This is a genomic window from Gimesia chilikensis, assembly GCF_008329715.1.
GTDB classification, from domain to species: domain Bacteria; phylum Planctomycetota; class Planctomycetia; order Planctomycetales; family Planctomycetaceae; genus Gimesia; species Gimesia chilikensis.
Genome location: NZ_VTSR01000032.1, coordinates 56790 through 74196, shown reverse-complemented (window position 1 = coordinate 74196; position 17407 = coordinate 56790). Strand labels below are relative to the sequence as shown.

At 55.3% G+C, this 17407-nt stretch carries 8 protein-coding genes; 3 read left to right on the top strand and 5 right to left on the bottom strand.

Translation table 11 applies throughout. The annotated features are described in order from the left end of the window. Positions 1-8: 8 nt before the first annotated feature. The 4 genes from FYZ48_RS25245 to FYZ48_RS25230 all read right to left on the bottom strand — a co-directional run bounded on the left by FYZ48_RS25245 (position 9) and on the right by FYZ48_RS25230 (position 7792). A complete protein-coding gene (locus FYZ48_RS25245; RefSeq protein WP_242022769.1) occupies positions 9-3182 on the bottom strand; it encodes a DUF1549 domain-containing protein in 3174 nt (1057 codons plus the stop codon). A gap of 57 nt (positions 3183-3239) precedes the next feature. Then, positions 3240-4880: a FecR family protein gene (locus FYZ48_RS25240; protein ID WP_149345305.1), complete on the bottom strand. Its 1641-nt coding sequence runs from the start codon at positions 4878-4880 to the stop codon at positions 3240-3242. Continuing rightward, a complete protein-coding gene (locus FYZ48_RS25235; RefSeq protein WP_145038904.1) occupies positions 4873-5397 on the bottom strand; it encodes a sigma-70 family RNA polymerase sigma factor in 525 nt (174 codons plus the stop codon). The genes FYZ48_RS25240 and FYZ48_RS25235 overlap by 8 nt, the downstream gene beginning before the upstream one ends. Before the next feature lie 316 nt (positions 5398-5713). Beyond that, entirely contained in the window at positions 5714-7792 is a 2079-nt protein-coding gene (locus FYZ48_RS25230) for an alpha/beta hydrolase domain-containing protein (RefSeq protein ID WP_149345304.1), read from the bottom strand. 837 nt (positions 7793-8629) lie between these two features. Here FYZ48_RS25230 and FYZ48_RS25225 point away from each other — a divergent pair. Further along, on the top strand, positions 8630-10918 hold the full coding sequence (locus FYZ48_RS25225; protein ID WP_149345303.1) for a glycerophosphodiester phosphodiesterase family protein: 2289 nt from the start codon (positions 8630-8632) through the stop codon (positions 10916-10918). Positions 10919-10930: 12 nt separating this feature from the next. Here the strand turns inward: FYZ48_RS25225 and FYZ48_RS25220 are convergent, their stop codons facing one another. Continuing rightward, entirely contained in the window at positions 10931-15211 is a 4281-nt protein-coding gene (locus FYZ48_RS25220; protein ID WP_149345302.1) for a dockerin type I domain-containing protein, read from the bottom strand. A gap of 574 nt (positions 15212-15785) precedes the next feature. Here FYZ48_RS25220 and FYZ48_RS25215 point away from each other — a divergent pair. Together FYZ48_RS25215 and FYZ48_RS25210 are read left to right on the top strand one after the other, a co-directional pair. Further along, a complete protein-coding gene (locus tag FYZ48_RS25215; RefSeq protein WP_149345301.1) occupies positions 15786-16754 on the top strand; it encodes a DUF1559 domain-containing protein in 969 nt (322 codons plus the stop codon). Between the two features lie 110 nt (positions 16755-16864). Continuing rightward, a complete protein-coding gene (locus tag FYZ48_RS25210; RefSeq protein ID WP_242022768.1) occupies positions 16865-17359 on the top strand; it encodes a hypothetical protein in 495 nt (164 codons plus the stop codon). Positions 17360-17407 lie beyond the last annotated feature (48 nt).

Below are 17407 nucleotides of genomic sequence, written 5' to 3'. Positions count from 1 at the left end.
GGAGCGCCTCAATCAACGTATAAAAATTCATTGGAGTTCAACAGAATGTGACACAGATCAGCGAACGCCGCACGACGGGGATCACTGGCTGCTGTCGGCCGGTCATCGCGCGTGATGTCATACTGATGGGACGAACTGTCCTCAAACATGCCCGGCACGGGATCGAACCTCCAGTACCCCAGCGTCTGCTCAGTAATGGATTCCTGCGTATACAGCAGGGACGGAACATCCAGCGCCGCCGATGACAGGCGAACCTCGTCAATCAACCCGTCAAACAGGCTGTTTTTATTCTGGACCATGCGACCGATGGCCAGCGCCAGACGATTGTCGTGCACCTCGACAGTCTGGTGCTGTTTCGTAATCTTCCCCAGCTGCTCATCGTCGTTCGAGAGGTCCTTCAGGAAGAAGTCGATTGAGCCGGCCCGTTCGCCCGTCACGTGAAAACTGACCGCTGCATAGTAGGGCGTATTGAATTCAATATGCTGATCCGAAAAGACAATCTCGTCGCCCATCTTTCCGTTCCGCTTCTTACCATAAGTCCGAAAGACCAGCGTTTGCGGCTTGCGGCGTGAACCGCGGCCCGTCACGCCAAACAGCCAGCCCGGTTCAGATACCTTGCCGCTCCACTTCGAAACGATCGTCCGCACCGCTCCGGAGTCATAGATCGACTTAATCTGAAAGTAGGCTTCAATGGTAAAATCATTCGGCGTCAGCCGCCGGTTATCGGCGACGTAGAACGAAGAGGGTTTATCGGCGTGAAACACCACCGACTGCCCGTTGCGGTAAGGCATCGTCGCGGTTTCGAACTGCTGCAGATCGACGGCCGGTTTCTGTTCCGACAGCAGTCTGGTTTCACGATCGAGAAACTCCCTGGCCTGTGACAGTTCACCCGAGGTCACCGGTCTCCCGAAGGCGATTTGCCACGCGCGCCTCAGAGCCAACTCTTCCTGATCGGCTGAGGGAACAGCAGCCGCTTCCTGCTCGGCTCGTTGCGCAAGCTGATCGGCGAATCGCAGCATCTGCTGGCTGTTGAACAGCTGCAGTGACTGCACGGGAGAGGTCGTCGTATCGCGGGCTGACACGCTGGTGAAGAACCGGGGCATGTCGAACACCTGCAACAACGGATCTCGGCTGTTGCGCATCATCCGCAAATAGATAGACCGCCGGGGAACGCTGGGGGTCACACCGGGTCCGCCGGCCTTGAGATCCAGCTGGCCGGTCACCGCCAGGATCGAATCGCGAATCTGTTCTGCATCCAGGCGGCGTGTCTCAGCGCTCCAGTAATATTTGTTGGCAGGATCGAGGGCGAACATCGAAGCTTCCTGAGGATGCTGAGTCGATTGTCGATAGGTGGCTGAAGTGACGATCAGACGATGCAGACTCTTGAACCGCCAGCCTCCATTCAAAAACCGCTGCGTCAGCCAGTCCAGCAATTCGGGATGCGAAGGCGGCCCCCCCAGTCGACCAAGATCGCTGCTGTGCGGCGCCAGCCCTTTGCCAAAGTGATATTGCCAGATGCGATTGACGATCACCCGCGTCGACAGCGGATTACTGTCCTGCGTGAGCCAGCGGGCCAGCGCGGTCCTGCGACTGGTGGTCCCCTGTTGTGGCGAACCATAATATCCGTCCGTCGGTGTCTCCAGAATCGCCAGGAAACCGGGCTCGCATTCGGTCCGTTTCTTGGGGATCCTGGTCAGAGGTGCCTGCGCCCCGACATCCCGGACCTGCTGTGCCAGCGGCAACGGTTCCGGCTTCAGTTGATCGAACTTCGCCAGCTTACGCCTCAATGCCAGAATCTTTTCTTTCGTTTCGCCCTTGAGCTGTTTGTCGAGATTCCGGTAGTTGTGCTCTACCTGTCGCCATGCCAGCTCGACCAGCTGCTGTTCCCGCGGAGATCGTTTCTCTTCCGGTTTGTGAATCATCGCCTGGATATCAGGCGGAAAGGAGATGATGACGGCCCGGGCTTTCTCCCGATACGGTTCTTCCAGTTCCGCGAGCTCCTCGCGAATCGCTTTGGTCGCCTGCTCCCAGGCACTCAATTCACTGCGGTATTGTTCCAGTTGTTCCGGCGTGCCCACTTTCTGGGCGGTCTCAATCAGAATCGGTTCGAAGAAGGCGCGTAACTGGAAATAGTCCTTCTGCAGTACAGGATCAAACTTGTGATCGTGACAGCGGGCACATTGCATCCCCACGCCGAGGAAGACATCGCCGACCGTGTCCGTCAATTCGTTCAACATGATATCCCACTGACCGGCGACATCACGGCTGTTCCACTCATAAATCCCATGCGTCAGAAAGCCCGTGGCGATCTGGGCGTCGACGTCACCAGGAAAAAGCTCGTCTCCCGCCAGCTGTTCCTGCACGAACTGACTGTAAGGCTTATCCTCATTCAGCGACCGGATCACATAATCGCGATAGCGCCAGGCGTTCGAACGATAACCGTCGGCCCGGTAGCCATCGGAATCCGCGTAGCGGACCACATCGAGCCAGTGCCGGGCCCAGCGTTCGCCGTAACGGGGACTGGCCAGCAGACGATCGACCAGCCGCTCGTAGGCATCAGGCCGCTGGTCCTGCACAAACTCCTCAACTTCCTGTGGCGTGGGAGGCAGGCCGTGCAGATCGAAATAGACTCGCCTGATTAAAGACTCCCGGTCAGCCTCCGGTGCCGGCGTCAACCCCTGCTGTTTTAAACGGGCGAGGATAAAGCGGTCGATTTCGTTTTTGCTCCCATCGCCGGTCGCGTCAGGGACTGTCACAGCCTGCAGAGGCTGAATCGCCCACCAGTCACGGTCTTCAGCGGTAAACCGGGGCCCCTGCTCTTTGCGTAGCGGAACCGTATCGTAGGCCCCGGGCCAGGGCGCACCCAGCGCCACCCATTTTTCGAGAATCTTGATCTGCTTCTCAGGTAGTTTCCCCGCGGGAGGCATCTCGTACGATTCATAACGCACCGCCTCAATCAGCAGACTTTTCTCAGGCTTCCCGGGAACCATAGAAGTGCCCGACTCGCCCCCCAGCAGGATGTGGCCGCGTGTGTCGAGTCGCAGGTCCCCCTTCAGCTCCTTCTCTCCATGGCAAGACCAGCAATGTTCCGCCAGCAGCGGACGGACTTCGTTCTCGAAGAACTTCATCATTTCCGGCGAGACATCAGCGGCGTTCGCCACAGACACCGTCAGCAGAGTCATGAAAAGCCAGCATACAGTTGTTGTGAATCGATGAAGCATAATATTCCAGTGAAAGCATTATTTAACAGGCGGAAGTCCAACAATGACCACCGGGTCAATCCGGTCGGCATCGTCCTGGGCATCCTGCAGGAACAGTCCGGTAATCGATCCGCCCGGCGGAATCTGCATGTCATCCAAATCAATCCCGACGGCAAACAGCCGCGAAGGAACCTGATGCACCAGTTGTGAACGTGCCACGATCGGCAGCGGCGTTCCATCGTCGGCGAAATCGGGACTCAACTGGGTCAAACGGCAGCCGGTCATGATCTGTGCCTGCTCGGAATGACCGTCGATATCATATTTTCGCACCGTCATCGGCCGGGCAGCCGGGTGATCGGTCTGCGGGTACAAATGGAACACGTCCCCCTCCAGTGAGTGCGCGATCGACTGGGCATCGAAAATAATCAGGTCGGGCCCCGGTCCATTCACCACCGGTTGTTCGAAAACCAGGTTCATACCGGGGGTGCCGTTACGTCCCAGTTGAAATTCGCCCTGGTGCACTGCTTTCTCTCCGCCCGGGTTGATGAAACCCGAAGCAAACAACAGATTCATCGGGCCGAAGCGGTTATATTCCTCAGCGGGCGCGTCGGCGGGAACGACCCCGAACGCATGGGAGCCGGGCCGGTAATGATTCACGACCGGCAGAAGGAAATCGTCAGCCTGATAAATCCGCTGCACTCCCGCCCGCTGCACGGAGACAGACGCCAGCGACTTCGCTCGCCCCTGTTCGTCCGGAATCGACTCATACGCAATCAGGTGGTCGGGAATGGCGTCGATATAATCTTGAGTCGACTGCTCGCGGTCGCCGTCCATTAAATTCAGGTCGGTACCCACATAAGCGGTCTCGCCTTTGAGCAGACGCTTTTTGCGGGGATCGCTCAGCGAGGAGACTTCCGCCTCCCCATCCACGACGGCCACATTCGAGGCACCGTCTTCCGCAACCGTCACGGAAAAACGCGTCCCCAGGTCAACCACATTGCTGGTCGGCGTGCTGACTTTAAAACCTTCTGCTCCGTCGGGTGCATAGACCGAGCACTTGCCGAGGTTCACCACCAGTTCCTCTTCGTGTGCCACCTGGAACAGTGCGGGGGCCTGGAGAATCACTTCCGCTCCCGAGGCAAAGCGGATTTTGACCATGCCGTCCTGCAGCATATAGTTCTCAGCGAACCGCAGGCGACTGCCCGTCAGAGTCGGAGAGCGCGTTCCCCGAAAGACGGCCCGATGTCCTGCGATCAATGTCGCCTGGGAAAACGGTTCCTGCGGCGGCTGGTTATTCGCGGTCTGATTTGTTTCTTCCTCTACTGCCGGGTCTTTCTGTTGTACTACCTGCTGCCGCTGATTGTCCGTGGAAACAAAGAGGACTGCCGCCACAATCAGGCAGGCCACAGCACAGACCGTCAGCATCCAAACGCCCCAGGGGACCGATTTCTTCTCTTGCGGATGACTGATGTGATAGTCGGGAACACTTCTGCTGATTTCGCCCAACTCCATCAGGGAAGCATCGAGACACACCAGTTCCAGGTACTGTGTCTGCCGTTCCGGCTGATCCAGCAGCAACGACTCCAGCTGTTCTGTTTCCGTCTGATCGAGCGAACCATCGGCGAGCCGGTGTAACAGCCGCCGAAATTCCGCGTCGTCCCGTTGATCTTTTTCAGGCATGTTCCACCTCCGATACACGTCTCTGCACACAGTCTCTCAACTGACCGCGAATGCGGCCCACCCGGTCATAGAGGGCGTTGATTTTCATTCCCATCTCTTCCGCCACCGACGCACATTTTCGTCGTTCCCAGTAAACCTGCTGCACCAGCCACAGATCCTTCTGACGCAGAGACTTCAAACACTTCTCCAGCGATGAGAGTTGCACATTGGGAGCACTGCTGCCTTGCATCCGCTCAAAGAGCTGGTTGAGCAACTGTTCGGAGAAATGGTGCCGATCACGGGACGAGACACGCAGGAAGTTTTTCACTTCATAAAAGGCGATGCCCATGGCCCAGGGCAGAAATTCGCATTCCGCGTCAAATTGATCGAACTTGTCCCACAGGATCATGCTGCAGCGCTGGTAGACATCTTCCGCATCCGTATGATCGGTCAGCAGCGAGTAGATAAACGCATACAACTGACGACGATGCGCCGTCAGCAATGTCGTGAACTGCAGTTCCTGTTTTTTCTGTTCCATGAATTATGTCAACCATCATTCGAGGCAAGCCAACTCGCGATGTTTCGGTTCTATATGTAATCGTACACTCAATCTTTTTTTCAGGTCGCCTTTTGAAAAGAATCTATAGATTTCTGACAAAGAACGCAGATCTGAAACGTCATATCCACAGATCCAATCCCCATATCCCATTTAATTTAAAGAACTTACAGACACACCCCACTCATCATCAGCGTTCATCAGCGTTCATCAGGGAAGTAGATAAAACTCCCCTCGGCGCAGCATTACACCTGTCTGCAGAAAGTACAGACAGGTTTAATCAATGTCATGACGGACCTCACTTGCCCTGTTCGGACGGTTCTGCTTTCGCTTTGATTTTCGCAAACAATGGTGCCACCCGCTCACGCTGAGTTTGCAGAATCCGCTCCCGGTCTGCCTCCAGCAGATAGCCGGCTTTCTCATAAGCCTCGCATTGTGCGGCCAGCTGTTCGAGATACGCTTCCAGGGTGCCATAGCGTTCTTCGATCGACGCCCGGGGATCGCCCCGTTGTTCGCGTTCTGCCTTCGTCAGTGGAAAGGGAATATACGAACCCGACAGACTGTAAAGCTGGTTGGCGGCAGGACCGTTCTCGCTACGTAATCGCCAGCTGGCATAAGTGGCCACCGGCACCGCGACTTCGGGAGCCGACAGACATCCCAGCTCATTCCCATCCGGTCCGGATCGGGGAACGAGTACTCGATAATCGCCTCGCGGCAAAGGGGGCTGGAGATCCATGATACGCTGCTTCTGCCAGCGGGGACCAAAATCCAGGTAAGCAGGTTGCTGAATGACACCCGGATAGCGAATGTCGGGAATCTGTGGAAACCCGGTGGCGTTCTGAGTCCAGCTCACCAGCGTCCCTTCACTGATCTTCGGATAGACGCTGGCCGGCGGTGCGGTTCCCTCTTTCGCCCAGTTGTCGAGTGAGAGCAGCAAGGCGCGCAGGAACGGTTTGTAATCGGCGGGATTGGGAGCCGTCTGACCATCCCCCTTATCAGTCGTGAATCGACTCGGACCATGTTGCGTCCCTCCGATGATATAGATCCGCACATTCTCAGGCAGCGCGACATCAGTAGTCCCCAGAGGATCGGTATGCGAAAGTGATCCGCTGCGGTTCCAGTACTCCGAAGAAGACTGCGTATGCATCACCAGGGGCGCAGTACCACTGGCCTCGGCCCGGGTTAGAATTCCCTCAGTCAGACCTGACAGCGGATCTTTCTGGGCAGCATAAGCAAACGGAAAACGGTCCGGCGGATAATCGTGATGATCGTGCTGTCCCGCATGCCGGGTGGGCTGGGCAAAACGATGGTTGAACGATCCCATGCCGGATCCGGAGACGTGGGGAATGATCCCCTCAAAGACCCTCTGCCCCGCTTCGTCTTCATTGAAGCCCCAGTACATCATCTCGCGTAAAAAACGACCGCTTTGCGAAACACCAAAGGAGTGCGCCCGCTCGATCACAGGCTTGCCTTCGACCAGTAACGGATTCCCCTCGCCCGTCCCCTGTTTCAAAGCCGAAACCAGATCGCGTGCCGCAGTGAAGCCGGTACCCATCACGACGGGATCCTGCGCTTCGTAAATCAGTTCGTAGATCTGCAGCTTCTTCAGCCCGGCGGGATACTCGAGTTCCACTTTCGGCAGTTGCGCGGGCGAATCGCTGTCGACCTCCGTGACATGCAGCTTCCACTCCGAACGGGGAATCGGCACCCGCGGATGACCGGCCAGCAGACGATGCGTCAACGTCGCTTCCTGGAGCCCCTTGGCCGTCGGACGATAGGAACCATGGTTCGCCCAGTTGACCACAGTTCGCGTGGTATCCTTGCCCGGCACGATTTCACAACGCACCTTACCAGTAATCGGCTGCTGGATCACCGGGGGAAAGAGCCTCAGACGACTGCTTCCCGGCAGCAGTTCTCCGTCCCAGCCGCTCGAAACGTAAGTGAAGCCCTCTCTCATCAGAAAACCGTCACCCGCCTGTTTCTGCGTTTGCGGATCGTTCCCCCCCGCAGCGAAGTTTAACATCCGCAAGGCAGTCAGGTTGCCCCGGTTATTGACATCGTACAGCAGCGCCCCGTTCCCTTTGTTCAAATCCTTCGGCGCCAGGATGAGCACATCCGCCGACAGTTCCACGCGGCCCGCTTTGTTACGCGGTGCCAGCTTCAGATCGACAACGTTCTGATTCTGTGGCAACTCGGGATCGAGTTCATAATACACGCGGCCCTTAATCCGTTCGTACTCTCCGACAGACCCAAATTTCTGACCGTCGGCAAATGGTTCGCGAGTTAAAATTTCAAAGCGAGTGAGCTCCGCAGCCAGCGGTCCCACAAGCAGCCAGGAGACGAATGTAATAGTGAAGACTTGCAGTAAACGATTCATGAACTTCCCAGTTGTAAAACACGTTGAAGACTCTTTTGACAAAACACAAACTACCATGTAAGTCACAATAACGGTAACTCACACGGCAGCTTAAAAGTATATCGTGCGTCCAGCCCCCCAGTCCACCGGAGGTAACCTCTGTAGAAGCTGTCGATGCTCCTTCGCTCCCCTCTCGTTCATGATTTTTTAAGCATGCGTTCAATCTCCTTCCCAAAATCCAGTGCAGTTCTGTCTCCAGAACTGAATAAATTGCCCTTGATCGGCACTTCCCGAATCCTATTCTTGTGTAATTGTGCTTCGCGCGCGAGGCGGATGATGCGTGCACCGGAACACGACGCACAAGTGACTCAGAAGTACCTGAATCGGCGTCGATTTTTCCAGTTTTTCACCAGCACAAAATGAACCGGTTCCCAATGTCTCGTTCCTTTTCAAATCATTTCGGAGCACATTCAGAGCTTTTCGCAGCAGACTCACACCCACCTCACTGAACTTTCAGAAGATCTCGACTCATACTTTCCGCTTGACGCCCCCACGCCGTTCGACAAGATGGTCTGACTGGATGAACCACAGACCACTCCCGCCGATCACTTTATGAAACAGGAACTGACAAATCATACAGATCGGCACCAACCGGGAAAGCTGAGTTACCAGCTCCCTTCCCCGATACTGGTTAGTCTCAGGATACTGCATGAAGACTCGATGAATAATATGCTGCATCACCGGCGGATGATTTGCTCAACACCAGGTCCTTAGGTACGTTATAAATAGCGCATTTGTTATCGGAATTCAGGAGGACAGCAGATCCTCTTCGCAGTTGGAATATCAAAGGTTTTCACGATGAGACACTCACTTTACTGCGTGCTGGCAGTCTGTCTGACGACGCTGCTTTCCCCCCCGGCCTGGAGCTTCCCGTCAGAATCGGATCCGGGAGCAGCCGTTGACACTCTTCAACAGATCGTGGCACATCGCGGCGCCAGCAGTGACCGGCCCGAGAACACCCTGTCCGCCTTGCAGCGGGCCATCGAGTTGAAAGCGACCGCCGTCGAGATTGATGTGCGGACCAGCAAAGATGGCACGCTCTTCCTGCTCCACGATGCCAAACTCGACCGCACCACGGACGGCACCGGAGTGGCCACCGAGCTAACCATGTCTCAGCTAAAACAGCTCGACGCCGGTTCTGCATTCAACAAAAAATACGCGGGCGAACGAATCCCCACCCTGGGCGAAGCCCTGCAGATCTGTCGCGGAAAAATCAACGTACTGCTGGATCTGAAGGAACAGGGCACCGCTTATGCCAAAGCGGTCGCGAAAACGGTACGCGAACAGGGTGATCCCCGGCAGACCATCGTCGGTGTCAGAAGCGTGGAACAGGCGCAGCTGTTTCGCAAACTGCTACCCCAGGCGCAGCAACTGGGCTTCATTCCTGATCCCGCATCCATCGATGCCTTCGCTCAGGCAGGCGTGGAATATATCCGTCTCTGGCCCCGCTGGCTCGACGATAAGTCACTCGTCCCCGCCATCAAACGTCAGGGAGTCAAACTCCATCTCAACGGTTCCACAGGCAAACCGGATGAAATCATCCCCCTGCTCAAACACAAACCCGCTTCGCTGCTCGTCGATGATGTCGCCACCCTGCAGGCCACGTTAAAGCAACTCAAAGCCAGCCAGAAAGTCTCTGCGAAGCTGAACGATCTGATTGAGAAAACCGCAGGCTCGCCACTCGTCCCCGGAATCTGCGGCGTGGATACGACCACATTTTTGAATCGCGATTACCGGATGCTCGCGGTACCCAAGGAACTTGTAGGACAGCCACGCTATCTGTTTGATGGCGGTAGCGGCCAGCGTGTCGAACTGCAGTTCAAAAAGCCAACCGTGGTCTTCGCGGCGTTCGAATACAACAACACCGGTGCCTGGTCATTTTCCCAGGGACGCTCCCCCCGCGACCATGGCTGGCGAAAGCTCGATAACGCAGCCTATCGGGGCACGAGCAATGGCACAGTGAAAGACAAACCTCACTTCGCTTCAATCTTTTTCTGCGAATTTCAGCCCGGCCAGAAACTCTCGGGTCTGCCTCCCTGGTGGTTATGCCTGGCGATTATGGACGCGAACGCCGCCCGTCAGGTTCCCGGTTTTCAGGAAGGCACCTCCGGGCCAATCACCGTGCCCTCCACTTACTCTTACGAGGCCGAAGTCACCCGCGCCCGTCCGCTGCAAGTACCCGAATTTCAAAACAAACGTCAATGGGCACAGTGGCAGGAGACGCAACGCCAGGCCTTCCAGGAACAGCTCGTCTATCCTTATCAGGGAAAGCTGACAATCAAATCAGTGGGGGCAGCCGTAGATCGAGGCACGTTCCGTCAACGGGAATTCGCCGTCGACCATGACGGCCAGCGGATCTTTCGCTTCTTCCGTCTCGCTCCTCCGTCTCAGCCGGAAAAAAAGCTGCCGACCATCGTCTGTTTCATGGGGCATGGCAAAGTCAGCCAGATCCTCGCCGAGCCGAACAGCTATCAGCATGCGTGTGCCGCTCAGTTTGCCGAACAGGGATACCTTGTCTATGCGATGGAGAACGTCGGCATGGAACCGGGCAGCGACCGGCATCATGAACTGGATCATCTGTTACGCCTGGATGGTTACAGCTGGTACGGCCTGCTGTTTGCTCACCAGCAGATCCTGCTGCAGCACGTGTTTGCGGACCCTCAGGTGAATCCGGCCAAAGTCGGTGCGACCGGTGTCTCAACAGGGGGACTGCTCGCGCTTTCCGCCGCTGCCTTTGAACCGCGAATCGCAGCCACTTCCGTCCAGGGAATCTTCGGCAGCATGCGCGTCTCTTTCATCCGCGACCGTCAGCGCCACTGTCACTGCGGCGCCATTCCCGGCCTGCTCCCCGCGTTCGACCTCCCCGAGATGGCTCTGCTGGTCGCCCCCCGTCCCCTGCATATCTCCAACGCGGTCTCCGACGGCTTCAGCCCCGCCGAAGCGAAACGCTGCATCAAGCTGATCACTCCCCTGTATCAACAGGTCGGCGGCAAAACACCCGAATTCAGCGCGCCCCCCGGACATCACGAATTCGCATTTCAGGAAGCATTAAAGTTTTTCACAAACACCATCGGCAAGCCGGAGTAGAGGAAATACATATCAGAAGGCCAGCAAATCCGAGTCTGCATTCAGTGAAGCAAAGAAGTCATCGGTCTCCGTATTCCAGTCCGGCAGCTTCCGCTCACCGGTTGCCAGCGTCGATTCCATAACTCCCTCCTCGGCATGTTCATTCCCCAGCAGGTGCCCCAGTTCGTGATGAATGACCGTCCAGAGATCGATCAGTCCCGCCGCTTCACTGCCCGGCGATGCAATCAATGAGAGAGAACTGTCTGACTGAAATTCGTTGTGATCCCGGGGCGTGGCATCGATGAACCAGCCATGGCCCGCCGCATTGATGTCGAGATAAATTGTGTCTCCGACAACCTGCCCCAACGTCGTCCCTGCCAGATCGACCACTTCAATCTGCACCGCTTCCAGTTTCTGTTGTGCGGCAGACGACAGACGCGGGCTCAAATCCTCAACGGCACTCTCCCGCATCACATCTGCCTCTGACTGAGTCAGTGCAGCTGCTGTCGAAACGGCAACCGGTTGACTTGTGGCCTGCAATTGTTGATTCCAGCCGTAAGGGTAATTATCCGGATAATGAACCGGAGTTGGTCTCACTTTCTGCAGTTTGTTCTTTCCATAATTACCTGCAAACAGAACCAGGTCGCGGAAATTGACCCGACCATCCTGATTCAGATCCGCCAGCCAGGCATAATCGGAGTCTGACTCATTCGGCACAGCCCCATACACACTGGCAAACCGCAACAGGTCCTGGAAACTGATTTGACCATCGTCATTCAGGTCGTAGGGATTGGCCCAGATGGTGGAACTGGCGTTTTCAACGTTCAGTGGTTTGCCCCCCTGCCCGTTTCCCAGACCGATGAACGAATCGAAGAATCCAAACGAGAGCATCTCAGAACCGAGGCCTGTTTCTTCGACACCAACCGCCACTTCGTCCTGCTCCAGTGCGGCAAACCTGACACGGGCAAACAATAACTGCTTATTGATGCCCAGTCCGGGGGTCTCAGTGCTGGCGGCCAGTTGAGAAATGCCGCCATTATGATCGAAGATCGTACCTGACTGGTTCTGAGTAAACGCTGCACCAAATTGAATCTCAACAGCAGTCGTCGCGACGGTAAAATAACTCAGATCAACGTCTACCAGTGCCACGCCACCGCTATCGACGTTTTCAGTATGCACCCAGATTTCCACCCAGTATTCTGACCATTCCCCCACCCAGGTTTCGTTCGCGGGTAACACAGACGCTTCGCCATTGGCGTCCACACTGGTTGGTGTTTCAACGACCCGTAAAGCCAGAAACTCTTCCGCGGATTCTTCGATCCCGTTGATCGTGAGTGTGAACGTTCGCCGGAAGGTTCCATTATCTTCGGTGGTGGCCAGGTTCTGATCCAGGCCCCCATCTTCAACCTGCACCGTAATCTGGGCCGTACCGGTTCTGCCTGTAGGAGGCACCAGACGCAGCCGTGGCGTTCCTCCTTCATCCAGAACCGTCAGACTGGAATCAGGAATGAAATCAGGGTTGTCAGATGAAGCCGACCAGATGACGGGCCCTTCTGTGACAGGTTCCAGTCCCGTAAGATCAATCGACTGTTCGGACGCATTCTCAGCAAGGACAACATCCTCAATCAAATCAAAGGTGGTTCCCGTAAAGCCATTAATCTGCGAGCCGACCCAGATCGTATTTTCGTCCCCATAAACCACCAGAAAACTCTGGTTGACATCATCTCGAATGCGTTGAACATAGCTCCCCGTACCCTGCTCCGAGGCGACGCTGTTACTTGAGGTGATATAGCCGGTTACACCGATAGTGCCATCGCCGAACGTGACACCACTTCCTTGATCAATCAAACCGTTATCCCAGTTCCGGCTGACGACCAGGTAGTTCCCATTGGGGAGTGCTGTCACTTCAGAAACACCTGATTGATATCCCCCTAACTGGTCATCTTCGTGTGCCCCGATCAGGCTGTTGGTCGAAGTAATCTCACCTGTGATCCCCGTTGTACCGTCACCAAAAGTCACCGCTCCCGCATCGACGATTGATCCATTATCCCAGTCGGTACTCACCACCACATAGTTCCCGTTGGCAAGCGGTGTTACGATTCGATTTGAATAGTAATGATAGCCCAATCGATCGTCGGCAGTGGAGCCGACGAGACTGTTTGTGGATGAAACGAGCCCCATGCCGCCGCTTGTCCCATCTCCGAAGGTCACGGCTCCGGCGTCGATGATCGTACCGTTGTCCCATTGCGAACTGCTGATCACGTAGTTTCCATTCGTGAGCGCGACAATGCCATCTGAGCCGACGTGGTCATCCTCTTTCGTTCCCACAAAACTGTTCGACGCTGATACCGCTCCTGTTACACCTGTGGTTCCACTCCCCCAGGTGACGGCTCCCAGATTGTCAAATGAAGCATCCCCCCACCCCGAACTCACAACCACATAGTTGCCATTCGCGAGCACTGTCACTCCCCCCTTGCCAACGAAAGAACCATTCTCAGTCCCGACCAGACTGTTACTGGCAGAGAGAACCCCCGTGAGTCCCGTTGTTCCATTTCCGAACGAAACAGCCCCTTTGTCGAAAGACCAGACATTACTGATGGCGACATAATTTCCGTTGGGCAGCGCAACGACGCCACCATTGCCCACATAGTCGTTATTGCTGGATCCAATCAAGCTGTTGTCCGAGGAAATAGTACCGTTGATTCCCACCATGCCATCACCGAAAGTCACCGCGCCGACGGATCTTCTAGTTAAACCGTCACTCCAGGTAGGAGTACTGATGACATAATTGCCATTCGTCAGAGCCGTGGCGCCGGAGTATCCGACCTGATCGAATTGGATTAAGCCAACCAGACTGTTACTGTCACTGATCACCCCACTAACGCCCGTCGTTCCATCGCCAAATGTCACCGCTCCTGCATTGATAACAGACCCATTATCCCAGACAGGACTACTGACAACGAAATTGCCGTTCGTCAGTGCCGTGATACCGTTTGTATTGATACCGCGCCGCCCCAGAAAGTCTTCTTGCGTCGCCCCCACCAGACTGTTTGTTGACGAAATCACTCCCGAGACACCTGTCGTTCCACTGCCGAACGTCACCGCTCCCGCATCCAAAATTGAGCCGTTATCCCAGGTCGGGCTACTCACGACATAATTTCCATTTGTCAGTTCGGTCACACTGGAAACGGAGTGAAAAAGGGAGCCCACCTTATCGCCAGCTGTGGTTCCGACCAGACTGTTGGCTGCTGAAATTGCTCCTGTCACCCCCGTTGTTCCATCTCCAAATGTCACCGCACCGGCGTCCGTGATTGAGCCGTTATCCCACGTCGGGCTGCAAAGCACATAGTTTCCGTTGGCGAGCAAAGTGATATTCACATTGCCCCAGAGGAAGTCGCCCACCAGATCATCTTGCGAAGACCCCACGAGACTGTTGGCGCTCGATACCACACCGGTTGTACCCGTCGTTCCATTTCCCCAAGTCAACGCGCCGGCGTCACTGTTAGAGCCGTTGTCCCAGAACGGACTGCCGACGAGGTAATTGCCATTCGCCAGCAGTTTGATTCCCGTATCATTACCGTAGTGATATCCAATTTTGTCCTGGGCACTGGCACCGATCAGACTGTTGGCCTCTGAGATCACGCCGGTCACTCCCGTGGTCGCATCACCAAAGGTGACGGCCCCGACGTCGGCAATTGATCCGTTGTCCCAATAGGGATTGGTGACCACATAATTGCCATTCTCCAACACGATCACACGTCCCCCACCACTGCCGTCATACTCGAAACTTCCTACCAGACTGTTGGCCGCCGAGACGACGCCACTCACGCCGGTGATTCCGTTTCCAAACGTCACCGCCCCGGCGTTACCCCCAGTCTCCCCATTACTCCAACTCGGACTGCTGACCACAAAGTTCCCATTGGGTAATGACGTCACCCTGCCATTTCCAATCCGATCATTGGCAGAAGCTCCGGTGAGCGTGCTGATCAGGTCGCCGGTCTGGCCGTTAAACAGATAGACGGCCCCGCGCGAGCCATCATAACTCGGATCCGTGACAACAATATTGCCTGTACTCAGTGAGACCACCGAAGAGCCAAAGCTGGTATCAGCACTCGGATTCGGATTATTCAACTCCGAAAAGGCAGCGGTGAGCAGCCTGCGTTCTTCCAGAAGTTCAATCTGACAGTTCGCCGGCTGAAAGCGTTGCTGCTGTGCTCGGGCAGCAGACCGTCGTCGTGGTCTGGCAAACAGGCTCTGGTGCAGCCGTCGTGTCAAACGGCTCAAAGTTTCGAATCGCCTCTGGTTATTTTTCATGGTCGTATCCTCTTAATGAAATGGCTCACACCAGACTTGGCGATGAATGATTGCATGCAGTGCAATCGAATTCCGGAAAACTGCCGATTTCTTCTTCAAAAACGCCGGTCTGAAACTGGAACGCATTGAACTGAGAATGGTACGACGACTGGAAACGGCGTAAGCGACTTAATATCAGCACCTTACACACAAGAACTGGTGGTTGCCCGGGTCCGCAGCAGCGAACGCGAGTGAAACGAGAAACGCCAGTTCACTTCGATGGTTTTCCTGGTCTAAAATCAGTTAAACAGAGCCACAAAAGCTGAGAAACAGCCGGCTATTAAAAGACGTATTGATCCAGAATGCCTTTTTTTCAGGGATATCTAACGATCCCCCTTGCATTCAAATACTGACCGACTATCCTCTAATCAGTGAGACTGAATCTCACTCTCAACCAAAACAGAAATCATTCCTGTTGTGATTCCCTGCCAACATCTCAGCGATGCCAGCCCCACCGGAATTGCTTCCAGACAACCCCGCGACTGAAACAGTTTGCCTGTGTGTTGTCGATTTAAGATCTACTCCGGAGATTCCTATGTCCTGTTCGCAATCCATCCGTGCGCGCCGCGGCTTCACTTTAATTGAGTTGCTGGTCGTAATCGCGATTATCGCAATCCTCATTGCACTGTTACTCCCTGCCGTTCAACAGGCGCGTGAAGCGGCGCGACGTACGCAATGTAAGAATAACCTCAAACAGATCGGGCTGGCGTTGCACAACTACGCAGGCACCCACCAGATCTTTCCGTTAGAAACTTACTACGGACAGCGCGCTGATGGCTCCTTTCACTACAACAGCTGGATCCCACAGACGCTAAGCTATTTCGATCAGGCATCTCTGGGAAATATCTACAACCACGATTACTCCTTCTGGGATACTGAAAACCAGGATGCGATCGAAACCAAACTTACACTCTTTGAATGCCCGTCGACTCCAGGGGGCACACAGATGACGCCGGAATTACGCATGCGTCTCTCCAGCGGCTGGACCATCGATGCCAACCGAGGTGCTTTTACTTCAGACTACGCCGGTCAGCGGGGAATTCACAGTAACTCCCATCAGGTATATGCCCCTGGCGCCGCAGCGGATTCCAATCTGGGGATCTTTGGTGGCGGTGGATCTGGGAAACGGTTTCGCGATATCGTTGATGGCACGTCGAACACAATCATCGTGCATGAATCAGCGGGACGATCACAGTGGATTTACAAGGACCGCACTTCAGGAACCCTCGTCACGAACAACCCCGAGTTTGGTGGCTGGTTTGATTACTGGGCAGGACCTTGTGCCGGCTGGATGTATGGCTTTGAAGACGATGGCGTCACACGCTATGGGCCGAACTTCATCAACTCGACCAACAAGTGGGCCAATCCCCTCTCCTTTCATACTGGAGGCGTACAGGTGGCACTCGCCGATGGTTCGGTCCGCTTCCTCAGCGAAAATATGAGCAATCTCACCTTTATCGCGCTCTGCACCTACGGAGGCGGAGAAGTCGTAGGCGAGTTTTAGACATCGCTTTGAGCTGATTCATTTTGAGACGCCGGGGAACTGCCCGCGGCGTCCCCTGTGGAATGTTCTCTTATCGCATTACTTTTCAACATGTTAGCTGGAGTGATTCCGTGAAGTCGTCTGTTTTTAATGTCCCCTGCAGCATCGCGATCTTGAGCCTGTTGCTGTTCTCTGGTTGTGGAAATCAGGATCCGCGGCCTGATTTGCAGACGGTGGAGGGAATATTGACCATCAACGGAGAACCGGCATCGGGAGCCGTGATGGTGTTTTACCCTGCCGATGGCGAGGAATTTGATTCACGGGGCACCAGGCCCCGGGCCAAGGTGGATGATAAAGGGCATTTTCAGCTCACCACCTATCAACATGGCGACGGCGCCCCCGCTGGCGAGTATCAGGTGGGGATCCTCTGGTTCGACAATCCAAATTCCGACAAACCCTGGAACAAACTGGGGAAAAAATATTCGATCCCTCAGGATTCAGAGATCACCATTACCGTCGAAGAAGGAAATAATCAGTTGACACCGATCGAACTCGAAAATGTTCAATTGACGAAACGACCGGTCCGCAGGCGTAACACACAGGATGCCGACCAACTGGATGAATAACACAACCTGCTTACAGCAGCCGGATATAGCCACAATTGTCAATTTGTT